General features: G+C 63.6%; 26 protein-coding genes. 11 read left to right on the top strand and 15 right to left on the bottom strand.

Features of this window, described 5'->3' with window-relative positions; all coding sequences use genetic code 11:
- The first annotated feature begins 268 nt into the window (after positions 1-268).
- From trbB to BM171_RS16275, 11 genes are read left to right on the top strand one after another with little or no spacing between them, the layout of a single operon-like run.
- A complete protein-coding gene (gene trbB / locus BM171_RS16225) occupies positions 269-1,204 on the top strand; it encodes a P-type conjugative transfer ATPase TrbB (protein WP_425438958.1) in 936 nt (311 codons plus the stop codon).
- Entirely contained in the window at positions 1,201-1,527 is a 327-nt protein-coding gene (locus BM171_RS16230) for a TrbC/VirB2 family type IV secretion system protein (protein WP_093014904.1), read from the top strand. Before trbB ends, BM171_RS16230 begins: the two co-directional genes overlap by 4 nt.
- Positions 1,527-1,796: a VirB3 family type IV secretion system protein gene (locus BM171_RS16235; protein WP_093014907.1), complete on the top strand. Its 270-nt coding sequence runs from the start codon at positions 1,527-1,529 to the stop codon at positions 1,794-1,796. The genes BM171_RS16230 and BM171_RS16235 overlap by 1 nt, the downstream gene beginning before the upstream one ends.
- Positions 1,797-1,800: 4 nt before the next feature.
- Positions 1,801-4,281 (top strand): conjugal transfer protein TrbE, encoded by a 2,481-nt coding sequence (gene trbE, locus BM171_RS16240; protein WP_093014910.1) that lies wholly within the window; start codon positions 1,801-1,803, stop codon positions 4,279-4,281.
- Positions 4,265-5,047 (top strand): P-type conjugative transfer protein TrbJ, encoded by a 783-nt coding sequence (trbJ, locus tag BM171_RS16245; protein ID WP_093014913.1) that lies wholly within the window; start codon positions 4,265-4,267, stop codon positions 5,045-5,047. Before trbE ends, trbJ begins: the two co-directional genes overlap by 17 nt.
- 4 nt (positions 5,048-5,051) lie before the next feature.
- Positions 5,052-5,321, top strand: coding sequence for a putative entry exclusion protein TrbK-alt (trbK-alt, locus tag BM171_RS16250; RefSeq protein ID WP_093014916.1), 270 nt, complete (start codon positions 5,052-5,054; stop codon positions 5,319-5,321).
- 4 nt (positions 5,322-5,325) lie between these two features.
- The gene (gene trbL / locus BM171_RS16255; protein ID WP_093014919.1) at positions 5,326-6,612 is read left to right on the top strand and encodes a P-type conjugative transfer protein TrbL; all 1,287 of its coding nucleotides are present in this window, start codon (positions 5,326-5,328) and stop codon (positions 6,610-6,612) included.
- Entirely contained in the window at positions 6,612-7,295 is a 684-nt protein-coding gene (trbF, locus tag BM171_RS16260; RefSeq protein ID WP_093014921.1) for a conjugal transfer protein TrbF, read from the top strand. Before trbL ends, trbF begins: the two co-directional genes overlap by 1 nt.
- The gene (gene trbG, locus BM171_RS16265; RefSeq protein WP_093014924.1) at positions 7,292-8,272 is read left to right on the top strand and encodes a P-type conjugative transfer protein TrbG; all 981 of its coding nucleotides are present in this window, start codon (positions 7,292-7,294) and stop codon (positions 8,270-8,272) included. Before trbF ends, trbG begins: the two co-directional genes overlap by 4 nt.
- Positions 8,269-9,468, top strand: coding sequence for a TraB/TrbI/VirB10 family type IV secretion system protein (locus tag BM171_RS16270; RefSeq protein ID WP_245760302.1), 1,200 nt, complete (start codon positions 8,269-8,271; stop codon positions 9,466-9,468). Before trbG ends, BM171_RS16270 begins: the two co-directional genes overlap by 4 nt.
- On the top strand, positions 9,465-9,737 hold the full coding sequence (locus BM171_RS16275; RefSeq protein WP_093014927.1) for a DUF2274 domain-containing protein: 273 nt from the start codon (positions 9,465-9,467) through the stop codon (positions 9,735-9,737). The genes BM171_RS16270 and BM171_RS16275 overlap by 4 nt, the downstream gene beginning before the upstream one ends.
- 112 nt (positions 9,738-9,849) lie before the next feature.
- Here BM171_RS16275 and BM171_RS16280 read toward each other — a convergent pair whose 3' ends face one another.
- The 15 genes from BM171_RS16280 to BM171_RS16350 all read right to left on the bottom strand — a co-directional run bounded on the left by BM171_RS16280 (position 9,850) and on the right by BM171_RS16350 (position 25,902).
- Complete coding sequence (locus tag BM171_RS16280) at positions 9,850-11,559, bottom strand: ABC transporter ATP-binding protein (RefSeq protein WP_093014930.1); 1,710 nt, start codon at positions 11,557-11,559, stop codon at positions 9,850-9,852.
- A gap of 29 nt (positions 11,560-11,588) precedes the next feature.
- Positions 11,589-12,428, bottom strand: coding sequence for a hypothetical protein (locus tag BM171_RS16285; RefSeq protein ID WP_093014933.1), 840 nt, complete (start codon positions 12,426-12,428; stop codon positions 11,589-11,591).
- A 57-nt stretch (positions 12,429-12,485) separates the two neighbouring features.
- Entirely contained in the window at positions 12,486-13,454 is a 969-nt protein-coding gene (locus BM171_RS16290; protein WP_175497602.1) for an ABC transporter substrate-binding protein, read from the bottom strand.
- A gap of 40 nt (positions 13,455-13,494) precedes the next feature.
- Positions 13,495-14,433, bottom strand: a complete 939-nt coding sequence (locus tag BM171_RS16295; protein ID WP_093014939.1) for an iron-siderophore ABC transporter substrate-binding protein — start codon at positions 14,431-14,433, stop codon at positions 13,495-13,497.
- A gap of 27 nt (positions 14,434-14,460) precedes the next feature.
- Positions 14,461-15,465, bottom strand: a complete 1,005-nt coding sequence (locus BM171_RS16300) for an ABC transporter substrate-binding protein (protein WP_175497603.1) — start codon at positions 15,463-15,465, stop codon at positions 14,461-14,463.
- Between the two features lie 21 nt (positions 15,466-15,486).
- On the bottom strand, positions 15,487-16,461 hold the full coding sequence (locus BM171_RS16305; protein ID WP_093014945.1) for an ABC transporter substrate-binding protein: 975 nt from the start codon (positions 16,459-16,461) through the stop codon (positions 15,487-15,489).
- A gap of 10 nt (positions 16,462-16,471) precedes the next feature.
- Positions 16,472-17,455, bottom strand: a complete 984-nt coding sequence (locus BM171_RS16310) for an ABC transporter substrate-binding protein (protein WP_093014948.1) — start codon at positions 17,453-17,455, stop codon at positions 16,472-16,474.
- Between the two features lie 57 nt (positions 17,456-17,512).
- Positions 17,513-18,478, bottom strand: a complete 966-nt coding sequence (locus tag BM171_RS16315) for an ABC transporter substrate-binding protein (protein ID WP_175497604.1) — start codon at positions 18,476-18,478, stop codon at positions 17,513-17,515.
- A 26-nt stretch (positions 18,479-18,504) separates the two neighbouring features.
- The gene (locus BM171_RS16320; protein WP_093014954.1) at positions 18,505-19,470 is read right to left on the bottom strand and encodes an ABC transporter substrate-binding protein; all 966 of its coding nucleotides are present in this window, start codon (positions 19,468-19,470) and stop codon (positions 18,505-18,507) included.
- A 68-nt stretch (positions 19,471-19,538) separates the two neighbouring features.
- Positions 19,539-20,540, bottom strand: coding sequence for an ABC transporter substrate-binding protein (locus tag BM171_RS16325; protein WP_093014957.1), 1,002 nt, complete (start codon positions 20,538-20,540; stop codon positions 19,539-19,541).
- A 64-nt stretch (positions 20,541-20,604) separates the two neighbouring features.
- On the bottom strand, positions 20,605-21,582 hold the full coding sequence (locus tag BM171_RS16330; RefSeq protein WP_093014960.1) for an ABC transporter substrate-binding protein: 978 nt from the start codon (positions 21,580-21,582) through the stop codon (positions 20,605-20,607).
- 39 nt (positions 21,583-21,621) lie between these two features.
- On the bottom strand, positions 21,622-22,602 hold the full coding sequence (locus BM171_RS16335; protein ID WP_093014963.1) for an ABC transporter substrate-binding protein: 981 nt from the start codon (positions 22,600-22,602) through the stop codon (positions 21,622-21,624).
- A 55-nt stretch (positions 22,603-22,657) separates the two neighbouring features.
- Positions 22,658-23,614 (bottom strand): ABC transporter substrate-binding protein, encoded by a 957-nt coding sequence (locus BM171_RS16340; RefSeq protein WP_093014966.1) that lies wholly within the window; start codon positions 23,612-23,614, stop codon positions 22,658-22,660.
- Between the two features lie 288 nt (positions 23,615-23,902).
- Positions 23,903-24,859 carry an ABC transporter substrate-binding protein gene (locus BM171_RS16345; protein ID WP_175497605.1) on the bottom strand — a complete coding sequence of 319 codons (957 nt, stop codon included), beginning with the start codon at positions 24,857-24,859 and terminating at the stop codon, positions 23,903-23,905.
- A 107-nt stretch (positions 24,860-24,966) separates the two neighbouring features.
- A complete protein-coding gene (locus BM171_RS16350; RefSeq protein WP_093014973.1) occupies positions 24,967-25,902 on the bottom strand; it encodes a sucrase ferredoxin in 936 nt (311 codons plus the stop codon).
- Positions 25,903-25,945: the final 43 nt, after the last annotated feature.

The following is a 25,945-nucleotide window of genomic DNA, read 5'->3' on the forward strand; positions in this document are numbered from 1 at the left end:
CACGCAGCGAGAATTTGCCTCTTCCGCAACGGGCTTCAAACGGTTGCTCGCCGCGATATGGCTCAATGGCCACTATTGCGATGGAGTTGACCTCTCGATAGCTTTGCGCCGAATTCTCCCTGCCTCTGCACGCCATGGCCCTACTACGCCTTCACCGCTGTTGCCCGTAACCAGATAACGGTCTTCTTGATCGGTCCCGTGAACCATCACGGGGCCGATTATGACCGTCACACCTTTCCAAACCGAGACGTCTTCCCGCGGCGCACGCATGTTGCGCACCGCTCTTGGGCCCCGCATCGCCGCCTGGCTCGAAGAAGCGGACGTCGTCGAAGTGATGCTGAACCCGGACGGACGGCTCTGGATTGACCGGTTGGCCGACGGTCTGGCTGACGCTGGCGCTGTCCTGTCCCCTGCCGATGGCGAGCGCATCATCCGTCTTGTCGCGCATCACGTTGGGGCGGAGGTCCATCCCGCGGCCCCGCGTGTTTCGGCTGAATTGCCGGACACGGGCGAGCGCTTCGAGGGTTTGTTGCCACCAGTGGTTTCTGCACCCACATTTGCCATTCGCAAGCCCGCCGTCGCGGTGTTCACCCTCGAGGACTATGTAGCAAAGGGCATTCTTTCCTCAGATGCGGCTGCGCAGTTGCGCGACACGGTCACCAGCCGGGCCAATATTCTTGTCGCGGGTGGGACCTCCACCGGCAAGACGACCCTCACCAACGCGCTCTTGGCGGAGGTCGCCAAAACCTCCGACCGCGTTGTCCTGATCGAGGATACGCGAGAACTTCAATGCCGGACGCCGAACCTCGTGGCGCTTCGCACCAAAGACGGGGTCGCAACCCTCTCCGATCTCGTGTGCGCATCCTTGCGGCTACGGCCTGATCGCATCCCCATTGGCGAGGTGCGCGGACCGGAAGCGCTCGACCTCCTGAAAGCCTGGGGCACCGGTCATCCGGGCGGGATCGGGACGATCCATGCCGGGTCCGCCATTGGTGCGCTGCGCCGGCTTGAACAGCTGATCCAGGAAGCGGTGGTGACAGTTCCGCACGCGCTGATCGCAGAAACCATCGATCTGATCGCCGTTCTGTCCGGACGGGGCGCCGAGCGCCGCCTGACTGAACTGGCGCGTGTCACCGGCCTCACTGCTTCCGGCGACTACGCCCTCACCCCCCTTCTTTCCCGAAACTCAGGAGACAATCCGTGACACCCATCCGATCTTTCCCCCTACCGCTCGGCACCGCAGCACTCGCCCTCCTCGTCTTCGCCTTGCCCGAGCCAGCGTTCGCCGCCGGGTCCGGCATGCCGTGGGAGGCCCCGCTGCAATCCATCCTCGAGTCGATCGAAGGCCCGGTCGCCAAGATCGTCGCCGTGATCATCATCATCGTTACCGGGCTGACGCTGGCCTTCGGCGACAGTTCGGGCGGCTTCCGACGGTTGGTGCAGATCGTCTTCGGACTTTCCATCGCCTTTGCCGCCTCGAGCTTCTTTCTGTCCTTCTTCTCCTTTGGCGGCGGGGCGCTGATCTGATGGAGAACCCCACCGACATTCCCGGCTATTTCGCGCCGGTGCACCGCGCCCTGATCGATCCGATCCTGCTGGCCGGTGCGCCACGCACCATCGCCATTGCCAATGGCACCCTGGCGGCCGCCATCGGGCTGGGCTTGCGGCTCTGGCTCGTGGGCCTCGCATTTTGGCTGGTCGGCCACCTCCTCGCAGTCTGGGCCGCGAAGCGAGACGCACAGATCGCCGAAGTGGCGCGGCGGCATCTCCGTTACCCGTCCTGGTTCGGGGTCTGAGCGGATGATGCGTCTCGCCGAATACCGCTCCAAATCCGCCCTACTGGCCGATTTCCTGCCCTGGGCTGCTTTGATCGCGCCCAGCGTCATCCTGAACAAGGACGGCAGCCTGCAACGCACAGCGCGGTTTCGGGGGCCGGATCTGGATTCCGCCACACCCGCCGAATTGGTCGCCACCTCGGCCCGGCTGAACAGCGCACTGCGGCGGCTGGGTTCCGGCTGGGCCGTCTTCGTGGAGGCGCAGCGGATACCGGCGCAGAACTACCCCGCCTCCAAGTTTCCCGATCCTGTCTCCGCCCTCGTCGATGCCGAACGGTGCGCGCAATTCGAAGAAGCAGGGGCGCATTTCGAGAGCGCGTATTTCTTGACGTTGGTCTGGATGCCGCCCGCAGACGACGCGAGCCGCGCCGAAGGCTGGTTGCTGGAGAACGCACCTGATCGCAGCACCAAGCCACAGGATCTTGTCTCCAGCTTTGTCGGCCGCGCCGACCGGCTGATCGATCTGCTCGACGGGTTCATGCCGGAAATCGCCTGGCTCTCGGACGCCGAGACCCTGACGTACCTGCACTCGACAGTTTCAACGCGGCGACAGCATGTCCGCGTGCCGGAGGTGCCGATGCATCTCGACGCGGTTCTGGCCGATGACCCGTTGGTGGGTGGGCTGACACCCCGGCTTGGGGCCGCCCATCTCAAGACCCTTGCCATCATCGGGCTGCCAAGCGCGACCTGGCCCGGGCTGCTCGACGAGTTGAACGGGCAAGGTTTCGCGTATCGCTGGTGCACCCGCGCGATCTGCCTCGACAAAACGGATGCTGCCCGGGTGTTCACCCGCATCCGCCGCCAGTGGTTCGCCAAGCGCAAGTCGGTGGCCGCGATCCTGAAAGAGGTGATGACCAACGAAGCCTCGACCCTGCTCGACAGCGACGCGGCCAACAAGGCGGCGGATGCCGACGAGGCGCTGCAGGAACTCGGCGCCGATGTGGCGGGCGCGGCTTACGTCACCGCAACGATTACCGTCTGGGACGAGGACGCGGCAGCCGCCGAGGCCAAGCTCAAGGCCGCGGAGAAGATCGTGCAGGGGCGCGATTTCACCTGCATCCCAGAAACATTGAACGCGCTCGAGGCCTGGCTCGGCTCCCTGCCCGGCCACCTCTACGCCAATGTCCGTCAGCCACCCATCTCGACGTTGAACCTCGCCCATATGATCCCGATCTCGGCGGTCTGGGCGGGGCCGGACCGGAACGACCACCTCGACGGCCCGCCGCTCTTTCATGCCGAGACCGAAGGCACAACGCCGTTCCGGTTTTCCACCCATGTGGGCGATGTCGGCCATACCCTGATCGTCGGCCCGACCGGGGCGGGCAAATCGGTCCTGCTGGCACTCATGGCGCTGCAATTCCGACGCTATGCCGGTGCCCAGGTCTTCGCCTTCGACTTCGGCGGCTCGATCCGCTGCGCCACACTCGCCATGGGCGGGGATTGGGAAAACCTTGGCGATACGCTGGCCGACGAGGAACCAGCGGTGCAGCTGCAGCCACTGGCGCGGATCGACGACGCGGCGGAACGTGCCTGGGCGCAGTACTGGCTCGCGGGAATCCTCGGGCGTGAAGGCGCGGCGATCGACCCGGCGGCGCGGGACCATCTCTGGTCGGCATTGACCTCGCTGGCCTCGGCCCCGCGCGAGGAGCGTACGCTGACCGGCCTCTCGGTCCTTCTGCAATCGACCGAGTTGAAGCGCGCGTTGAAACCGTTCTGCCTCGGCGGACTCTTCGGGCGCCTTCTTGATGCCGAGACCGAAGACCTGGGCAGCGCCGATGTGCTCGCGTTTGAGACCGAGGGACTGATCGGTTCGGCGGCGGCCCCCGCCGTGCTGGCCTATCTCTTCCACCGGATAGAGGCCCGGCTCGACGGGCGGCCCACCATGATCCTGATCGACGAGGGCTGGCTGGCGCTGGACGACGCCAATTTCGGCGGGCAGCTGCGCGAATGGCTGAAGACGCTGAGAAAGAAGAACGCGTCGGTGATCTTCGCCACCCAGTCGCTGGCCGATATCGACGGGTCCCTCATCGCACCCGCCATCATCGAGAGCTGCCCCACAAGGATTTTCCTGCCCAACGAGCGCGCCTTCGAGCCGCAGATCGCACGCATCTACCGGAATTTCGGGCTGAACGACCGACAAATCGACATCGTCGCCCGCGCAGCACCGAAGCACGACTACTACTGCCAGTCGCGGCGGGGCAACCGGCTGTTCTCGCTGGGCCTCGGCGAGGTGGCGCTGGCCTTCACCGCCGCGTCCGCCAAGGCCGACCAGACCGCCATCACCGAGTTGCTTACCAGCCATGGCCGGGACGGCTTCGCCGCCGCCTGGCTGCGCCATCGCGGTCTTGATTGGGCCATCGACCTGCTCGGGCCCGACATCGCACCAGCCGATCCGACATCCCCTCACCCTAACCAAAAGGAGACGGAACATGACCCACAATCCTGAGCGCCCTGCCCGGCCCCGCAAACTCGCCGCCGCATTGATGGCCAGCGCCCTCGTCCTAACACCGGTTCTATCGACACCGGCCCAGGCCTTCCTCTTCGGCGGTGGCGGACGGATCGTCTACGACCCGCGCAACCACGCCGAAAACATCCTCTCGGCTGCCCGCGCGCTAGAGCAGATCAACAACCAGATCGCCCAGATCCAGAACCAGGCGCAGATGCTGATGAACGATGCGCTGAACCTCGCTAACCTGCCGCATTCCTCGCTGGCGGAACTGCAGGGCGCCATCGGCGAAACCCAGCGCCTCTTGGCCGATGCCCAAAGCCTCGCCTTCGACGTCGCCACCATCGAACAGGCCTTCGCGCAGGACTACGGCACTGCCGCAGCCCAAGGTGATTTCGACGCGATGATCGCCGGTGCGCGCGAGCGGTGGGAAACCTCGGTCGCGGGCTTCGAGGACGCGTTGCGCGTGCAGGCGGGCGTTGTCGGCAATATCGACGGCGCGCGCACCCAGATGAACGCGCTCATCAGCGAAAGCCAGGGGGCCGTCGGGACCCTGCAGGTGGCCCAAGCCGGGAACCAGCTCCTCGCATTGCAGTCGACGCAGATCGCCGATCTGACCGCAGCCATCGCCGCGCAGAACCGCGCCGAAGCGCTCGAAGCCGCCCGAATCGCCTCGGCCGAAGCGCAGGGCCGCGAGAACCTCACCCGGTTCCTCGATTACGGCGGCGGCTACACGCCCGGCACCGTGCGCTTCTTCGGGGAGTGAGCGTATGGCACTCGACACCCCGCGAGCTCTGCGCCTGATCGCCTTCGGTATCGGCGGCCTTGCCGCCCTCGCAGCCGTGGTCGAACTGACCCGCACGATCCTGCCCACCGACACCGGGCATGTGGTCACGGATGATACCTTGCGCGGCACCCTCGCGCGTTGCCGTGACCTGACGCCCGAAGACTACGCCACCGACACAGAATGCCGCGCCGCCTGGGAGGCGGCCCGGCAGCGCTTCTTCGATCTGGCTCCAGAGCCGGCCGGGACGGAGTAAGGCAATGGGCGGCGTCAGTGTCATCGACCGGTTTCTCGAGGTCTTCGCCTCCTACATTGATTCCGGGTTCGGACTTCTGGGTGGCGACGTCGCCTTTCTCGCCACCACGCTGATCGTCATCGACATCACGCTGGCCGCGCTCTTCTGGGCCTGGGGAACGGATGACGACATCATCGCGCGGCTGGTGAAGAAGACCCTCTTTGTCGGGGTCTTCGCCTATATCATTGGCAACTGGAACACGCTGGCCCGGATCGTTTTCGACAGTTTCGCGGGCCTTGGCCTAGTCGCTACCGGCGGCACGATCTCCGCCGGTGAACTGCTGCAGCCCGGGCGCATCGCGCAGGTCGGGCTCGAGGCGGGCCAGCCGATCCTTGCCTCCATCGCCGAACTCTCCGGGTTCGTCGCCGTCTTCGAGAACTTCATCCAGATCGGGATCCTGTTCTTCGCCTGGCTGGTGGTTCTGCTGTCGTTCTTCATCCTCGCGATCCAGCTTTTCGTCACCCTGATCGAATTCAAGCTGGCCACGCTGGCGGGCTTCATCCTCGTGCCCTTCGGCCTCTTCAACAAGACCGCCTTCATGGCCGAACGCGTGCTGGGCCTCGTCATTTCCTCCGGCGTCAAAGTTCTGGTCCTGGCCGTGATCGTCGGCATCGGGTCGACCATCTTCAGCGAGTTCACCGCCGGGTTTGCGGGTGAACCCACAATCAACGACGCGATGTCCGTGGTCCTCGGCGCGCTGGCGCTTCTCGCCCTCGGTATCTTCGGCCCCGGCATCGCCAATGGCATTGTCTCGGGCGGGCCACAGCTTGGCGCAGGCGCCGCGGTCGGCACAGGTATCGCCGTAGGCGGGGCCGCGGTCGCCGGTGTCGCCGGGACTCGGATGGCACTTGGCACCGGTGGCGCGGCCTTGCGTGGTGCTAGTGCGGTTGGCAGCGGAACCGCGACCGCTTACCAACTTGGTGCCGCGTCCCGCAGCACAGCGTTGAGCAAGTCCGTCGGTGGCGTGGCCGCTATCGGCAAGACCGGTGCTGTCGCCGCGTTCAGCCCGCTCCGACGCGCGATCTCGGACGGCGCGCAGTCCGGCGCCCGCGCGGCCTATGCCGCCACCGGGGGACGGATGGCGGGTGGTGCCCTGCCCTCCCCAGCCAATGACGGCCCGCCCGATTGGGCGCGCCGGATGAAGCGCCAACAATCCCTTCAACACGGCCTTTCCACCGCGGCCCATGTCGTTCGTTCCGGCGATCATGGCGGCGGCGGCACGGTCGTCAGCCTCTCTGAAAGGTCCTCCTGATGTTCCGACGCCCCAGTGTCCGCTATGGCACCACGCCTGAACCCGTCACCCCCTACCAGAAGGCCGCCCAGGTCTGGGACGAGCGCATCGGCTCGGCCCGCGTCCAAGCCCGCAACTGGCGCCTCATGGCAATGGGCTGCCTTGTCCTGTCCGCCGGGCTCAGCGCGGCACTGGCTTGGCAATCGACGCGCAGCAGCGTGGTGCCCTACATGGTCGAGGTCGACAATCTCGGTGCGGCCCAAGCCGTCGCCCCGGCGCTGGCAGAGTATCGCCCGACCGACCCGCAGATCGCCTGGCATCTCGCCCGCTTCGTCGAGCATGTCCGGCAGGTCCCGGCCGATCCGATCGTGCTGCGCCAGAACTGGCTTCGTGCCTACGATTTCGCTACGGATCGCGGCGCTGTCGCGCTTAATGACCATGCCCGTGTGAACGATCCCTTCGCGCAGGTCGGTGACACGCAGATTTCCGTCGAGGTCTCAAGCGTCATTCGCGCCTCGGACACGAGCTTCCGCGTCGCCTGGATCGAGCGCCGCTATGAGAATGGCCAACTCGCCGCCACCGAACGCTGGACCGCCATCCTGAGCATTGTGATCCAGCCACCGCGCGATGCGGAGCGCCTGCGGGCCAACCCGCTCGGCGTCTATGTCCATGCCATCAACTGGTCGAGGGAGAGTGCCCAATGAACCGATTACCCCCCATCTCCGTCCTTCTCGTCGCGGCCACCGCGCTGACCGCCTGCACTGGACAACGCCCGCCCGAGATCGCCTATGACGACCTGGTCCCGGCCCTCGCTCCGCCGCCGGCACCGCCCCCGGCAGAAGGACCGCCCCGCCCCGTCCACACGCCGCCAAGCTGGACGCCCTCCCGCGGCGGCGATCCCGAAGCGGACACGCCGGAGGCGCGCATCATCGCCGCGAATGCCGCCGCCCGGGTCGAACCCCGCCAGCAGGGCTATTACAATGCCATGCAGGTTTTCCCATGGAGCGAAGGCGCGCTTTACCAGATCTACGCCGCCCCCGGGCAGATCACGAATATCGCGCTCGAACCCGGGGAACGCCTGACCGGCCCCGGCCCGATCGCGGCGGGCGACACCGCGCGCTGGATCATCGGCGACACCACCAGCGGGTCGGGCCGCACCGAGCGCGTGCATATCCTCGTCAAGCCCACGCGCCCCGACATCGCCACCAATCTCGTCGTCAACACCGACCGGCGCAGCTACCATATCGAGTTGCGCGCGAATGAAGATGCCTGGATGCCCAGCGTTGCATGGGCCTACCCGGAGGTGCGATCCACGCCCCGCACCCCGACAATCCGCCGTCCTGCGATCCCGCCAGATGCAGAACGGCACTATCGCTATGGCCTGCAGGGCGACACCCCGCCCTGGCAGCCGATCTCCGTCTTCGACGACGGGCGCCGTGTCTATGTCGTCTTTCCGCCCGGCATCGCCCAGGGCGAAATGCCCCCGCTCTTCGTGATCGGCGCGGATGGGCGCGGCCAGATCGTCAATACCCGCGTGCTCAGCAATGTGCTGATCGTGGACCGGCTCTTCGGAGCCGCGGAACTGCGTCTTGGCGAAAGACAACAGCAGGTCGTGCGGATCGTGCGGACGGACGGCGTCCAGAACCCACCGCGCGCGCCACGACCGGAGGCGGAGCGATGACACAGAACCCTGACAACCAAGAGCCGCCCCGAAGCGAGGAAGACATCGCCCAGGAGCTTCGCCTCCAGCCCGATCCGCCCCGTGTCATGCGCCTGTCCCGCCGGGCCATTGCCCTTGCCACCGCAATCGGCGGACTTGGTCTTGGCGCGATCCTGATCGTGGCTCTGCAGAACAACCGGCAGGAGGGCAACCAGACCGAGCTCTTTTCGACCGAACGCATTCAGGCCGCCGAAGGGCTGTCCACATTGCCACTGGACTACGCCGATATCCCACGTCTCGGTCCGCCCTTGCCCGGTGAACTGGGTCGCGCCATCCTTGGGGCGCAAGATCGCGGCCAGCCCGTCCCGGCACCGCCCCTTTCCGGTCCATTGGCCTCCACAGTCGATCCGGAGGAACAACGCCGCCTTCAGGAACTCGACGCTGCCCGGCTGAGCACCCTTTTCGCCGAGGCGCAAACCGTGCCGCGCGGCGGCGCACAGCCCACGCCAACGTCTCCCGCGACCGGCGCACTGTTCCCCTCCACCTTGGGCAGCCCGACGGCGAACGATCCGATTTCGGGCCGGGAAGCGTTCCTTACCCGTCCTGGAGACACGGAAACCGTGAGTGCACAACGCATCACGGCACCACCCAGCCCCTACATCCTGCAGGCCGGAACGGTGATCCCGGCCGCCCTGATCACCGCGCTGCGCTCCGACTTACCCGGCCAGATCTCGGCCCAGGTGACTTCGAATGTCTATGACAGCCCCTCCGGTCGATACCTGCTGATCCCGCAAGGGGCACGTCTGCTTGGCGAATACGACAGCCGCATCGCATCCGGCCAAAGCCGCCTGCTTCTGGTCTGGACGCGCCTTATCCTTCCAGACGGTCGCTCCATTCTGCTCGAGCGTGCCCCCGGAACTGACGGCACAGGCGCGTCTGGCCTGCAGGACAGGGTGAACTACCACTGGGGTCGCGTTTTCCTCGCGGCAGGCCTCGCCACGATCCTGAACCTCGGTCTGGGGAACGGCGCAGAGAGCGAGGACGATGTCGCCCAAGCCATCCGCGAGGCCGCACAGGACACGATCGGCCGGACCGGGGACGAGATCGTCCGGCAGCAGCTCGCCGTCTCGCCGACACTGACCATCCGCCCGGGCTTCCCCGTCCGCGTCATGGTCACCCGCGATTTGATCCTCGAACCCTTGGGAGAAGTGCGATGACGAAGCTGAAGCTTGGCCCGATCCATGACGACAAGCCGGTCAAGCTGACCGTGGAGCTTCCCGCCGACGTGCACCGTGATCTCTGCGACTACGCGGCAGTTCTGGGCCAACAGACCGGACAGGACCTTGAGCCTGCCCGCCTCGTGGGCCCCATGCTGGAACGCTTCATGGCCACGGACCGCGGGTTCGCCGCAGCGCGCAAAACGGGATCGAAGGCGAACCGCAAGAATCCAGACCCGTCGAAGCCACTAGATACTGATCAGGGCTAAGCATCTGTGAAATAGTAAGTTTCTTGACAGATCGCATTGCGCACGGATCGCACATCGGTCCGCCCTACCCGCCTCATGTTGCAAAGGAGTCGATCCGATCCTCCACGAAACACTAAGCCGCTCCCGACAAAAGACTGAACTCGCCCTGCCGCGAACTCAAGTCCGCGAAAGTGCCAGTATCGGCAATCCGACCTTCCTTCAGAACGACAATCCGGTCCGCCTTACGGATCGTTGAAAGTCGATGCGCGATGATGACAGTTGTCCGGTGGCGCATGAGCTCATCGAGAGCCTTTTGGATCAGTGTCTCCGTGTTGGGATCGACGGCTGCCGTGGCCTCGTCGAGGATGAGGATCGGTGCGTCCTTGAGTATCGCGCGAGCGATAGAAAGCCGTTGTTTCTGACCACCCGAGAGTCTGACACCGCGCTCACCGATCATCGTGTCGTAACCTTCGGGTAGGCTATCGATGAATTCATCGGCGCGGGCCGCCCGGGCTGCCACCATGACGTCGTCTTCGCTGGCATCTGGCCGCCCGAAACGGATATTGTCCCGGACGCTCGCGTTGAAAAGGAAGACGTCCTGCTGAACCATCGAGATGTTGCGGCGCAAGTCGCTCAGTCGAATGTCGCGAAGGTCGTGCCCGTCAAGAGTGATGCGCCCGGTACTGACGTCGTAGAACCGCGCAATCAAGGCGGCCAGCGTCGATTTGCCTGCCCCGGTATGGCCGACGAGAGCGAGCGATCCGCCGGCCGGAATTTCTAGGCTGATGCCGGACAGAACCGTTTGATCGGGTTGAAAGCCGAAACATACGTCCTCCAGCACAATCTCGCCATGCGCTCGTGACAAGACCGAGCCGCCAGGCGGGTCCGCCACTTCGGGCTCGTATTCCAAGACTTCGTTGATCCGCCGTAGTGCTGCGAAGCCACGCTGAACGTTCTCGGCCGCGTCGACCACGGAATAGAGTGGCTGATAGAGTGTGACGATGTAGAGGATGAAGGCGACGAGGTCCTCTACCGGAAGGTCGCCAGCCAGCGCCATGCGGCCGCCGACCAGCACGACAAGGCCAGTCGACAGACCGATGGCGCCCTCGACCACAGGATCAAAACCCGACATGATCTGACGCGCCCGGATCTGGGAGCGCGCCAGAGCGCCGGAGAGGCCGATGAAGCGGTGAGTCTCGGCCGCTTCACGATTGAACAGCTGGATGTCGCGCATGCCACCGACCTGGTCCTGCACCATGGCGCTCAATTCGCCCTCCTCGTTGGACTCGCGATCAAAGGCAGGCTGGACGTGACGACCAAGGCGCCAAAGCACAATCGCGGCAATCGGCAGTGGCGCTAACGCAAGAAGGGTCAGCACCGGCGACAGGTAAATCAATATCACCATGATCCCAAGCGCGAGAAGAAAGCTCGTAACGAAGCCGTAGACGGCATCGGCAATCACGGGCTCAAGCGTCAGCGTGTCCTTGACGACTCTCGTGACAATGTCTCCGCTTTGACGTGCTGAAAAATAGGCGGGAGAGAACGTTTGCAAACGGGCATGGATTGCATCCCGGAGATCGCGGCAGACCTGAAACGCAACGACATGCGAGTAGTGAAACACGCCCGCCGCGCCAAGCGAGCGCACGACGTAAACCATTGCCAGCCCTACGCTAATCCAGAGCAGACTGCCTGCTTGCCCCGGTCCCCCATCTGCGATCAGGCCGACGATCGCCCGGATCAACCAAGGTCCCAGCAGGCCAGTCGCAGTGACAATCAAGATCGTCAGCAAGACGACGAGCATCACTCGCCAATAAGGTTTCATATAGAAAAACAGGGTGCACATGATCGGAAGCCGCCTTGAGAATTTTTTCTTCAGAAGATACCGGGTAATCCCGCCGCAAGTCTGGCCCGGTGCAGCATGGAAAGGCGGAAGCGTTCGGGCCTGTCCTTCCTATGGACGCAGCTGCCGCAATAGTCGCCATCGCTCCGATATGTCATGTAGTATCGGCAGCAGCCGGCGCGTTCGCGGAAGGTCTCAACAATCTCTTCGCCTAGAGGGTTCTCCGCAGCTGGCAGCGTGACCTCCAGAAAATTCAACTGCTTCGCAAAGAGGCGTGTGCCCCGTTGCTTCAGGATAGCCTCGGCCCGTGCAACAGCCGCCCGCACCTCGCCCGCTTCTTCGCCGAGGTTGAGGTAGGCTGCTGAAATTCCATCGGTGACCAGACGCCAAAGAGCGCCTTGGCTCAGCTTGCACGCAGCAGACACGCCGAGGACGGTTGGAGTGAAAAGAGCTTCGTAAAGGCGGGCAAGCTCTGCAGGATCGAGCGCGGCGCTAGGACAGCATGGCGCCAGCGTCACGCCGGTGTCGAGGTATTGATACATCTCTCCAGCCTCCTCTCCCGTGGCGAGCGCGCTGGTTACGCCGGTCGTGTCCGGATCGAGCGGCGACAGATCGTGGCCCGACAAGTCCAGCCCAGCGAGCGCGCGGCCAATGTCGTAGCCGAGCCGATTGACGAGGTAAGCGCCGCAGCCCTTGGCATCGAGGCCCGGTTCGTGGCGAAGCTCCTCGGCCATGGCCGCGTCGCAGGCGCCGATGTCACGGGCCATGTCCGAAAGGCGCAGGGCCGTGTCGGGCAGCGGTCCCATCGCGGGAAGCGCGGCAGCGTAGACGGCGCGGGGATCCAGCATGAGTGGGGTCTGATGCAGAGACATGGCCATTTCCTTCAGGTTTTTGGGAACCGGGACGGTCGGAGCTGCCCCGGCGCAGGATCATTCTGGTGCCGAGATGCTTGGCCGTCCGGCGGTGTGGCTGACGACGTAATGCACCAGCATTTCGAGTTCGCGGAATGTCGACCCGGTGTGTTCGCGCGGGACAAGGATGTAGCGCCCCTGGGCACAGCCGCTCAGCAGGTCGCACCACCCGGGAAAGACATCGCTCAGCCTATCAAAGGCCTTCTGCGGCGTGTCGTCCTGGTCGATGCGGTAGGTGTCGAAGATATAATCGGCCTCTAGTTCCGGCAGTACCTCGGCGCTGACTTCCTCGCCCCAGACGACGCCGCGGTCTGCCATGGCTTGCGCGAAGTCTGTCCGCTCCATCCCCAGCGCGTGCAGCACCTGCGTGAGCCCGCCGTAGCCCGCGGCAACCCAAAGGATACCGTCATATCCCTGGATCTTCGAATAACTGGCTCCCTGGAGTTGCGGCGCCCAGTTGCGGGCATCCTCGATCAGCGCGTCGTAGTCGCCAAGCCGCGCCTCAAACTCCGGTAGCATCCCGGCCGCATCGGCGATCTGGCGATAGGTCTCGAATGGCTCTGGCACGTCGGCTACGTAGACCGTGGGGCCGACGATTTCGAGTTGCTCACGGATTTCCTCGTCCCAAGGCGCGCGCGCGATGATGAGGTCAGGATCGAGTGCAGCCATGGCCTCGAAGTCCATTTGGTTGAAGGCGCCCACGAATTCAATGTCAGAATTGTCGAAATCCACATTGAAGATCGTGTTGACCGAGCGAAGGTAGGTTGATCCGTCGTCGCGCACCCGGCCATGGCTGCCCACGACTGGCGCGCCCAGCTCGACAAGCGGCATTGTGATGGTCAGGTCATGGATCGCGATAATCCGCTGCGGGTCGACCGGGATTTCGACCTCGCGCCCCAGCGCATCGGTAAATGTCCGCATCTCCTGCGCGGCGGCGGGAATAGCTAAGGCCGCAAGCGCGGCAAGGGTCGTGAGAAGGCGTTTCATGGGCGTTTCCCTTTCATCGGGCCTGTCGTGACAATCGTGGTCAAGGATGTACATCCGCGCGGATGGGCGTTTCCGTGAACCATGCCGCGAGATCGTCGAGCACGTTCATGCGCGTGCCGTAGGTATTCCCCCACCAATCGTCATCCCATTCGAAGGCCTGCCCGGCCTGAACCGCATTCAACGAGCGGAACAGGGGATCGTTCATCGGATCGGTGTCGGGGGTGTAGTGGACGTAGAACAGCACGTCGGCATCGAAATCCTGGATGCGTTCCATGCTGACGTCGGGCGTGCAACACTCCCCTTCCGCGAAACTATCTGTCTGGTTCTCGGGAAAGTTGCGGAAGCCCAGTTCGGTCAGAACTTCCCCGAAGGCGAAGAAACCCGCACGAAAGGTATTCACCAGACCCTCGCTGTTGATCTGCACGACCGAAACCGACAGATCGTCGAAATCGACGTCGAGCAGGGCGCGCACCTCGGCCAGCCTCTCGGCATCCCGGGAACGCAATTCGGCGAGCATCTCCTCCCGGCCGTAAAGCGCGGCAAAATCCGCCATCACCTCGTGGACCGGCGCGAAGGTTTCCGGCATGACGAAGGGGGCCAATGCCTCGAAGGCGGAGATTTCTCCGGGCGACTGGCCTGCCTCTCCAGAAGCGGTGTAGCCGACGATCAGGTCAGGGTTCAGCGCGGCGATGGCCTCGAGGTCAGGCGCACCGTAATCGCCGATCGGCGTCGTCCCCGAAAGGTCGTAGCGGCTGCCCAATTCGAACACGCCGCTGCGGGTCGTCATGCCGACTGGCGTGATGCCAAGTTCCAGCGTCTGGGCGCCGCCGTTGCTGTCATTCAGGACAACGACGCGCTGTGGATCGACCGGAATTTCCACCTCGCGCCCAAGAGCGTCGGTGTAGGTCCGCATCTCCTGCGCGACGGCGGGAAGCGCGAGGGCCGCAAGCGCGGCCACGGTTGCGAGAAGGCGTTTCATGGTGCTTTCCTTTTCCAGGCTATGAGATCAGTTTGTGATTTCGGTCAGATCGCGGCCGACAAGTTCAGCCTCGAGGAGCGCCATCGCCGCGTCGAATGAGGTGAAGGAGACTGCGTAGACGGGCGTCGCTTCGAAAATCACCACCTGGCCCGCGGCACAGGCACGGAAGAAGTCGCACCAGCCGGGCAGCACGGCCTCCATGCCAGCGCGGACCGCCGCTGGCGTGCTGCGCGCTCCGTCTTCGGCCCAGTACGGCAGAAAGGTCAGGTCCGCGTCGGCAGCCTGGATCGCCTCGACGCTGATCTCCTTACTGGTTGCGTGGTCGATCACCTCTTCGGTCCCATCGAAAAGCTCGCTGACCGCCTCGGCCTGCCCCAGCCCCAGATCGTCCGCCACCTGCGTCAGCGCGTAGAACGTGTCGTAGATTCCGTGCCAGCCGGGTTCGCTGTAGAGCACCGCGATGTCGACGTTTCCCGGATCCGCGATCAATCCCTTTAGGCGGGCGATGCGGGCGTCATAGGCGCGGCGCATCTGGTCGAACCGGTCTGGCGCACCGCCAAGTGTCGCGACGCCTTCGAGGAATTCCAGTTGCGGCTCCGCTGGGTCGAGCAGCACCGTCGGCGCGATAGCAGACAATTGGTCGTAGATTTCCTCCTCGCTGGGCCGCCCGATGATCAGGTCGGGCTGCAGCGACGCGATCGCCTCGAGATCGTAGTCCCAGACGCCCAGAAACTCGATGTCGGCGCTATCGAAATCGACGCCGAATAGGTCAGGCACAGTCGACAGTGTCGGCCCCGATGCACCATCTTCGAGCCGGCCCATGCTGCCCACGATCCGATCCGTCAGACCGAGTTCGACAAGCGGCAGGGTGATCGTCAGATCGTGCAGCGACACGATCCGCTCAGGGCGTTCAGGCACGCAGGTGTTCCCGGCAGCGTGGTCGTGCGGCCGTTGCCCCTCAGCGCAATCCTGGGCCAGCGCCGGGGAGGTCATGACCGCAAGCGCGGCCAGGGTCGTGAGAACGCGTTTCATTGGTATCTCCTTCATGAAGATTCAGTTTGCTGCCGCGGGGCGTTCGTCGGCATGTGTGGTCGGGTCGCCGTCCAGCGCCGTCTCGATCATCGGCACCAACCGGTCGATAGCGAAGGGCAGCGACAGGAGCGAGGCGTGGCTGAAGGCGGAGCCGAGGACGGTATCGGTGAACACCTCGCGTCCCTCCTGCGAGGCAGTCAGGAATGGACGGGCGTCGAGGTCCAACACATGCGGATAGGCATCGTCAGTCGTGACCCAGACGATGAGGTCAGCGTCGAGCACGCGCAGGTCTTCGGGGCTTAACTGTATTGCAAATGCGTTGCCTTCGCTGGCCAGCGCGTCCACCTCTAGCGGGGTCACGAAGCCCATCTCTTCGAGCAGTAGCGGCCGAATATCCTCGGAAGTGTAGGCCCCGGGCGCATCGGACTCGAGCGCGTAGGCAACAACGGCGCTGCGCCCTTGCCAATTCGGATGGTCGGCGGCGACCTGAGCCAGCCGGTCTTTGATCGCATTGACTTTTTCTTCGGCTGCCTGCTCTCGACCAATGGCGCGGCCGGCGATCAGCGCGCGACGATCCCATGGCAGCGCATAGTCGCCAACCCCTTCGGGCACCGCGACCACGGGTGCGATGCGCGAGAGCTGTGCGTAATCCTCCGCGGTAATGCCCGACCAGAGCGCCAGGATCACATCCGGATCGGCCGCCGCGATCTGTTCATAATTGAGCTCGCCGCGCAGGATTTCCGGATTGCCCTCAAGCAGCGGCTCAGCCCAGGGCCAGACCGCGCGCGGGTAGTCTCCATACCAAAAGCGGATCGCCACCGGCTGCACCCCAAGCGCAAGCAGGTCATCCGCGCCGGAATAGTCAAGGCTAGCGACCCGCTCGGGTCGCTCGGAGATTACGGTCGCTCCGAACTTGTGCTCGATGGTCAGAGGAAATTCCTGTGCCCGTGCGAGCGGCGCGAAGAGGATCACGGCGAGAGTGAAGAGAAGTCGCATTGAATGGTCCTTATTGGTCGGGAACGGCAGTATTCGGGTTGCCGTCCATCGCGGCCTCTATCATCGGTGTGAGAACGTCGATCGCGACAGGCAGGCTCAGCAGCGACCCATTGGCAAGGGCCCCGTTGGCAAGACCCTCGGTTGATAAAATGATCTCTCGTCCCTCGTCGGGCGCGCGCATCAAGCGGCGCGCTGGCAGTGCGTCGATGACCGGGATATTCTCCGGCACCGCCCACCAGAAGATCACGTCGGCATCGAGGTCAGGCAGGATCTCCTGTGAGATCGTGAATGACGATTGATCGGGCACGGACAGCTCGCGAACGCGGGGATGCACAGCGAGGCCGAGGTTTTCGACGATCCGCACGCTGGAATCCGTGTCGGAATACAGAAGCACCGAGCCGTCCCACCAGGTCAGCATGGCAAAGGTGTTGTCAGACCATTCTGGGTGTTCGGCAGCCACATCCTCGATGCTTCGTTCGACCGCGTCGATCAGCCTCCTCGCCCGGCCGGATCGACCCAAGGCGCGTCCAGCAAGCTCAGCTTGTTCCCGCCAACCAAGATCCCAGTCACCTCGGCCTTCCGGCACAGCGACCACTGGCGCAATCCGCGTCAACCTTTCGTATTCCTCTCTGGTTATCCCAGAGCGGAAAGCGAGGATCACGTCAGGATCCGTCTTGGCAATCGCCTCGAAATCGAATGGCGCCTGTATGGGGACAGGATCGGCCTCCGCGAGGTCCTGCGCCCACGGCCAGAGGTGCGACTCGTACGGGCCAAACCATGCGCGTACGGTCAGTGGCTGCAGCCCCAGCGCCAGGACATTGTCGGCGCCACCGTAATCCAGCGTCGCGACCCGTTCGGGCGGCTCGGATATCACGGTCGTTCCAAACTTGTGCTGGATCCTGAGCGGGAATTCCTGCGCGGTAATGGTCGCGGCGAAAGCAAAAAGTCCGACCAGCGCCGCAATCAAGAAAGTCATCAACCGTATGAAGCTCATGGGGTCTTCCTTCGATGACCACCGGCCGGGCAAGTGCCGACCGGGGTCGTTATTGCGTCACTCGGATACGAGGTCCCGGTTCAGATTCTCGCGGGTCAACACGGCGGCGATCTGGTCGAGGCCGTTCATCACCTTGCGCCAGGCCGACCCGACCATTTGCGAGCCGTCGAGCGGGAAGATCTGGCCTGCTTGCGCGACTTCGGTCGCCTGCACTAAGGGGTGCGATGTGAACGCGTTATACGCGTCGCTATCGCCTCGATCGTCGGCGTCGAAGACAAGCTGGAACATAACGTCAGCCTCGTGTGCGCCGATGGTCTCGATCGAGCGGTATTCGCGGTTGTCCGCCAGATCGCTTTCAGCGGCGGGGCGGATCGGGTCGAGGCCCCGCAGGATCACCCCCATCGCTTGGGTCGGGTTGGTTGGGTAGAACTGGCCGTCCTCGATGTTCGAGGTCAAGAAGGACACGGTCGTTGCCTCCAGCGCCGGGCCCAAGTCCTCGCGAACCTCGTCCATGCGCGCCTCGAGCTCGGCCTGCAGTTCTTCGGCCCGATCGGTCCGGTTCACGAGGTCCGCGAACTGGAACAGCGCGTCGGGCAAGGGCTGCTCGAACATGTCGATCACCACCACCGGAGCGATGTCGCCGTAGAGCTCCGGTGCCTCCGGCGGCCACGGGGAGGCTACGATCAGATCGGGATCGAGGCCCGCGATGACCTCGGGGTCGACTGCCGTGCCGTAGGTGCCGATCCACTCGATGCCGGCGGTGTCGTAGCCCTCCATTCTTCGGAAGATCCGTTCCCCGTCATTGGTGATGTGCCCGGCCGAGCCGACGGGCCGCACGCCCAGCTCCATCAGCGGCAACAGCCCGTTCTGGTCCTGCAGCGTGACGATGCGCTGCGGGTCTTCGGGGATGCAGTCCGCACCCGCGTGATGGTCAAACAGGCGCTGGCCCTCGGGGCATTCCTGCGCGAGGGCCGGAAGGGCGAGGGCCGCGAGCGCGGCAGCGGTGATGGTGAAGGTCTTCATGTGAATACTCCTATTCATAATACGCGTCATTCCGGCATCGGCTCGAAGGGCCGGCCGCCGACAATGGACTGAATGGCGTAGGCGGTGGCCAGAAGCGCGTCGTAACTCGTGGCCGAGGCCTCCTCGCGCGGGAGGATGAACATCTGCCCCGTCCGGCAGGCGTGCAGCAGATCGCAATAGCCCGGCACCTGCGCGTCGAAGTAGCCGCGCACGTCCTCGGGCGTGTCGGCGGTCGAGCCGTTGAACGTGGTGATGATGAAATCGCCGTCGAAGGCGGGCAGCGTCTCGGCGCTGACCTCGGCCCAGTCGTTCAGCGGCACGTCGAGGACGGCCTGCGGCTGCCGGAACCCCGCGTCGTAGAGCACGCGGCCGATATTGCCGTAGGGGTTGTAGACGAACAGGCTGGTGTCATGGGCGTGGATCGTGCTGATCGTGATGTTCTCGGTGTCGATCCGCTCACGGATCTGGTCGATGGCCGCGGCGTAGCGGGTCTCCATCGCCGCGATCCGGTCTGCCTCGCCGACGATGTCGGCAACGGTCGCGTAGGTGCCCCAGTCTCCGCGCCGGGAATAGTCGATCAGCGCCGTCGGCGCGATCTGGCGGAGCCTCTCCACTGGGGCGTCCTGCCACTGGGTGGTGAGGATCAGGTCGGGGTCGAGCGCGGCGATCGCCTCGAGATCGACCGGGAAGGCGCCGACGAACGCGATGTCGGAATTGTCGAAGTCGATGCCCGTGAGCGTCCTCGCGGACCGGATAAAAGGCTCTCCGTCGTCGGTCAGCCGACCATGGCTGCCGACCGGCATGACGCCCAGTTCCAGCAGCGTGATGGTCAGCACGCTGTCGTGCAGCGACACGATCCGCTGCGGATCGGAGGGGATGCAATCGGCGCCCGCGTCATGCTCGAACAGGCGCTGCCCTTCGGCGCAGTCCCGGGCGAAAGCAGGAGTGGCGAGCGCCGCGAGAGCCACGAGAGTGGTGATAGCGAGTTTCATTGGTCTGGTATCCTTGCTTTCTGACTTGGTGGACCGCCTGTTTCGCGTGGGACGCAGCCACCACGGTGTCATTCGATGACCTGGACGAGGTCTCGGTTCGCCACATGCTGCTCGATCAGGTCGATTGCTGCGTGCAGTGATGCGAAGGATCCTGAGTAGGTTTCGGCCGCATCGAAATAGACGATCTGCCGGGCCTCACAGACCTCCAGGAACTGGCAGAACCCCGGAACCTGGGCATCGAGATTGTCGCGGATGAAGTTCCGGCCGGGCTTTTCGTCGGTCCAGGGATACCAGTAGGCGGCAAATAGGATGTCGGCGTCGATGATGTCGATGCGCTCGGCCGAGATGGGAACGCTGGTCGCGTGGTCGTAGGCACCCTCGAACCCCAGGAAGGCCTCGTCCACGACGTCGCGGCGGCTGAAACCGAGATCGTCGAGGACCTGGGTCAGGGCATAGAAATTGTTGTAAAGACCGATCTCGCTGTCGTCCGCATAGATCACGGCGACTTCGATCTCGGGGGCGTTGGGGATGCGCAAACGAACCGTCTCGATCCGCGCCTCATAGGCGGCCCGCGCGGCGTCGTATTCGGCCTCTACCCCCCCGGCATCAGCAATGATCCCCATGTAGTCGAGGAAGTCGACGTCGATGGGCAGAGATATCATCGGGGCGATCTGACCCAACTGATCGTATATCTCGGTATCCCACGGACGCGCGATGATGAGGTCGGGTTCGAGCGCGGCGAGACGCTCCAGATCGACCTCCCAGCCATAGAACGTGATGTCTGTGTCCTGCAGGTCGATATCGAGAAGCGAGGACACGAGGTCGCTGAAATAGGCGTCCTCGGTCGGATGGCCTTCGGAGGCCACGATTCGGTCCATGGCACCAAGGTCCATCAGCGTCAATGTCGCCGTCAGGCGGTGCAACGACGCGATCCGCTGCGGATTTTCGGGGATGCAGGTCTCGCCCGCAGCATGTTCGAACAGGCGCTGGCCCTCGGGGCAATCCTGCGCGAGGGCGGGGGTTGCAGCAAATGCCACAAGCGCGGCAAGGACGGTAAGGTTGGGTTTCATGTGACTTTCCTTTCGGTTGAATGTGGTTATGGGTAGCCCGAGCAGGTCATGGCAGACGAGACCGTCACTCCACGACAAGATCCCGGTTCAGATCATCGCGCGTCACCACCTCGGCAATCCGCTCGAGCCCATGGCCGATACCCGTCCATGAGAACCCCCCAGCTTTTTGTCCTTCAATGTTGAAGATCTTGCTCGCCTGCGCGACCGGCAGAGCCTGAACCAGCGGATCGGCGAGGAAGTCTTCGAAGATCGCCGAGTGCCCCGTTTCGTCGTGATCCCAGGTGACGAGAAACATGACGTCGGCCGCATGCTCGGGAAGCGCTTCGTAGGTTATGCGCTCATAAGGGTTTTCGGGGTCAAGAGGGCGCTCGGGCGGGGTCATGGTGGGATCGAGATACTCGCGGATCACGCCCCATCCGCCCTGCGGCTCCATCCGATAGAAAGTCCGGTCGGTATCCTGCGTGGCGATGATCGAAAGCGTCGTGCGCTCGAAATCGGCTCCGAGCGTCTCGCGCACGCCTTCGGCGACGGCTTCAAGCTCGGTTTGCTGCTCCCGCGCTCGCTCGGTCCGATTGACCGCATCAGCCAACATCAGAAGCGTGTCGTCCGCCGGGTATTCGAACATGTCGAGGATTACCGTCGGAGCGATCTTCGAAAATATCTCGTAGTTCGTCTCGGGATAAGGCGAGCCGATGATCAGATCGGGGTTCTGCGCGGCAACCGCCTCGGGGTCGGGGCTGCCGTATGTGCCCACCCATTCAATAGAAGATGTATCGTACGCGCCCATGCGCCGGAAAATCTGATCGCCGCTGTCGTCGATGTGTCCCGCGCTGGCGACCGGGGTCACGCCGAGTTCCGTCATCAGAGGCAACAGCGCATTGATGTCCGTCAGCGTGACGATCCGCTGCGGGTCCGCGGGGATGCAACCGGTGCCCGCGTGGTGCTCGAACAGGCGCAGGCCCTTGGAGCAATCCTGGGCCAGGGCAGAAGAAGTGAGCAAGAAGCTGGTGAGAATAAAGACCATTGTAAGTTGGTTCTTCATCAGTTTTTCTCCATCAGAGAGATCGCATTTCTTAGCGTGTCATTCTGCGTCCATCGGCGCGAAATCGCGGCCGGCGATGTGGGTGACGACGTAATTGATATTGTACTGAAGCGTGGTGAAGCTCTGTGGGGAGGCATGCTCGCGCGGAAGGGCGATGAACTGCCCCTCGCGGCAGGCATGCAGTGCCACGCAATATCCCGGCACCATCTCGGCCCAGCGGGAGAGCATATTCGCCGGGCTATCATCTTGGTCGATGCGAAAAGTGTCGATGACGAAATCGCCGTCGTAGCGCTCAATCACCTCGGGACTGATGATCTCCTCGTCGGTCCCATTTGCACGCATTGCGTCCACCGGCGCGGGACGGGCGAAGCCGATATCGTCCAGCACAGTGGTCAACGCGCCGTAATCTGCGTAGACATGGACCTTTCCGTCGTAGCCCTGAGCTTGAATGTGGGAGACCGTGATCTCGCCCGCCTCAGGGATAAAGTCCTTGGCTTGCTCGATGGCATCGCGATAGGCGCCGATCCGTGTCTCGTAGCGATCCACGATTCCTGCCGCGCCGGCAATCATCCGGATCTTTTCCAAAGCGTCCTCGGGGCGACATGGGACGTAAACGGTGGCTGTTATTGCGGCGAGCTGGTCGTAGATATCGTCCTGACATCCCGACAGACCGATGATCAGGTCGGGCTGTAGTGCGGCTATGGCCTCCAAGTCGAACTGAGCCCACTGACCGACGAAGTCGATGTCGGAATTCTCGAAAGAGGTGTGCAGGATGGTCTCCACCGCGCGCAGGTAGCGGCTGCCGTCGGGCCGCACGCGCCCAAGGCTGCCCACCGGCGGCTTGCCCAGCTCTACCAGCGGCAAGGTGATCGACGTGTCATGCAGCGCAACGATGCGCTGCGGACTGGCTGGAATAGTCACCTCGCGGCCTGCGCTGTCAGTGAAAATACGAGTTTCCTGCGCCGTGGCCGGTAGCGAGAGGCCAGAGAGCAGAAAAGCGATTGCCAGGTACTTTTTCATTCTGTGTCGCTCCTCACGTTCATTTCTCGGATGGGCATTGATCCCGGCGCCGGATTCACTCCGGAATTGACACGATGTCGGTGGAACTCGTGGCAGCGAGGACCACCAAGGCGAGGCTCATCAGCGCGTCATAGGAGGCCGACGTCGCCTCGGCCCGCGGCAGGATCACCATCTGGTCCTCGCGGCAGGCATGCAGCGTCTCGCACCAACCCGGAAACAGTCGTTCCATCGCGGCGCGCGCATCGGCGGGCGTCTGGTCCTGGTCGGTACGGTAGGTGAGAAAGATCACGTCGGCGTCGAGTTCGGGCATCGCCTCTGCCGAGAATGTCTGCGCGCCTCCGACACCGATGGCATCGACGGCGGGCGGGAACTTGAAGCCCGCGTCTCGCAGCACGGTGCCGAGAGCGGAATAGGTGTGCTGGACGTAGATACCGTCGTTAATGCCCTGGATAACATTCACCCGAATGTCGCCGGTATTTACGAGCCGCTGGATCTGGTCGATCTGCGCCTGATACCGTGTCTCCAGTCGTGCCAGCCGCTCTGTCGTGCCTGTGGCCTCCGCCAGCAGCGGAAAGACACCCAGCGTCTGCCGTTCTGTGGTGTCAACGACGACCGTGGGCGCGATTGCCGAGAGCCGATCGACCGACGCGTTCTGCCATGTTGAGGTGATGATCAGGTCGGGCGAAACCTCCGCTACCGCTTCGATATCGGCCGGGTTGGTGCCGAGGAAGGAGATGTTGGAATTGTCGAAGTCAAAGCCCGTCACGGTGATCGATCCGCGAATGAAGGGCTCGCCCTCAGTGGTCGTGCGCCCATGGCTTCCCACCGGCAGGACCCCCAGTTCGATCAGCGGGGTACCGAGGTTCTTGTCGTGCAGGACGGCTATGCGCTCCGGATCGACCGGAACGTCCACTGTGCGACCCAAATCATCGGTGATTGTCCGCGTCTCCTGCGCGAGGGCCGGCATGGACAGTGCAGCGAGCGCCGCGAGGGTGATGAGCGTGGTTCTCATGGGTCTTGCCTTTCGGTTGCGGACGGCGCGGCACAGAAATCGCCGCGCCCGGAAAATCCGGGAGGGGCCCGCCAATGAGCCCCGACGACAAGATCATATCGACAGCATCGCGCTGTTGCCCGTCCGCCAGCGGCAGCGATCGAAGGCATGCGCGTTTGAAACGGCCGATCGACGCGCAGTCGAGGAAATGCGCCTCGTCTTTTTCTGCGCTTCTCTAGCGCTTGGCTACATTCGGCATCGGGCTGATCAATGTTCGGATACGGTGAGGTGAGAGAGATCATGACGACTTCACTCAAACCCGCGGCCGGCGGTTATCGCCGTCAGGAAATCGATAGACCGATCGAGGGACTCGAACGTGTAGCCGACAAGAATGTCGCGCTCATACCAGAAGTGATTACCTGTCTCGACGCCATCCAGGTTGCGCCAAAAAGGCGCCACGCTGTCCCACTGCTCTTTCAGCATCGGAATTGTCTGCCCAAAGCGCGGCGCTCGGCTCGAAATCAGCACATCACCATCAAACTCCTGAATGCGTTCGACGCTGACACCACTGAGCCCCTCGGTGGCCTCCGTTTGGATCGTGGGCTTGGCGAAGCCTATGTCGTTGATGACCTGGTCGATCGCGCCCCAGTTCGGATAATACCAAAGGCCGTCATCCCAAAGATCGAAGCGCGACAGCGTGATCTCTGACGGGGTGCCGATGACCTCTCGCGCCTCGGCAATCCGGCTCTCATAACGTGCAAGCTCGGTGTCGAATGTGTCGCTCATATTCGCGGCGTCGGCGAGCCACTCCAAATGTTCGAGGAACGGCATGTTGGGCGGGATAATAACGGTTGGTGCAATAGCCTTAAGCTGGTCGTAGATTTCCTCATTCCAGATGCGCCCGATGATGAGATCAGGCTGCTCGGCCGCCAACGCTTCAACGTCTATCGTCGCGCGGTCGCTGAAATATTCGACGCCCGATGCCTCGATGAACTGCTGTCTGAAGATGTCGGCAGCGCCGCGAATATACGTCGTCCCATCCTCCATCCGGTTCATGACCGTAAGCGCGATCGGCGCGCCGATATCCAGCAGCGGCGTGGTAATCTGGTCGCCGCGGAGGCTGGCGATGCGCTGTGGATCCTCAGGTATGCAGCTCGTCTCCAAATGGTGTTCGAAGGCGCGCAAACCCTCACCACAATCCTGAGCAAGAGCCGGTGTGGCGAGGGTCACTACGAGCGCAACGGCTGAGGTATATGCGAGTTTCATGACGACTTTCTGGTCTGAAGATCGGGAATGGGACTGTCGTAGAGGTTGGATCGGCGCTGCTTCGCGTCTCGTGCGAGGCGGGGTCACGGCGCCTGCCAAGGTCTGGCTCATGGCAGCGCCTCCAGTGACAGAAGCTCACCGTGCCAGGCATCGAAACCAGCATGCGGTACATTATCGGCCAAGTCCGTGCAGGCGTTGTAGGCGTAGCTCCGCTCGGGTCGGCAAATTACTTCGGCGCAGTGCCCGGCCACCTCGACCAAGAAGCGCCGGGCTGAAGCGGGGCCTTCTAGTTCGGCGATTTGCGCCACTGCGTGGGGGTGCTCTGGTGCGATAGCCCTGAGCGTCAGCACCTCGGCGGTCTGGGCCGCGACATCGAATTGAGCGCTGCCCCGAAAGCAGGGAACATACGGGCGGTCCTCAGCTTCAGCGGAAAGAAAGTCGGGCGCGTCAGCGGGCGCGACCCGCCCATATTTACGGCGAGACGGCAGGGTTGCGACGGTGCTTGCAAAACGGCAGCCGCCAAGATGGCTTGCCTCCCAAACGCAAAAATCGCCGCGGCGTGCAGCCTCTGTCGCCAATGCCTTGTAGGTGGCGAATCCGAACTTTGCGCAGCAGCGGTCATGCTTGCCGTGGGTGCAAACGAGGACTGTACGCGGCTCCATGCTGCGCGGAGAAAACCGCTCCATGACGGACAGCCCCCGCGGGACGGCATCGACAAAGCCCGGTAAGTCGCCCGTGGCCAGATGAAACGCCAGCCGATCCGGCATAAGCAAGACCGTATGGCGCGCGTCCGGCTCGCCTTTGCGGTCTATTAGACTGACATTCCAGCCCGCGTCCTGAACCCGATCGATGGCATCGAGCAGATCCTGCGGCATTCCCTCTGCCGCAAATCGACTGTAGCGCCACGCAGCTTTCGGCCACCGGATCAGGATCTTGCGCTCTGGAAAACCTCCCCTGCCGGCCAAGTCCTCGCCCATGGCACGACTGTGATCGGCGCAGAAAGTTGCGCCGTGGGTATCCGGAATAATAGCATCCTGGGGCATGACAGGCTCCTTTCAAAAACGCGCGACGCGCAACCTAATGGTT

The organism is Roseivivax halotolerans (assembly GCF_900115815.1).
GTDB lineage: Bacteria > Pseudomonadota > Alphaproteobacteria > Rhodobacterales > Rhodobacteraceae > Roseivivax > Roseivivax halotolerans.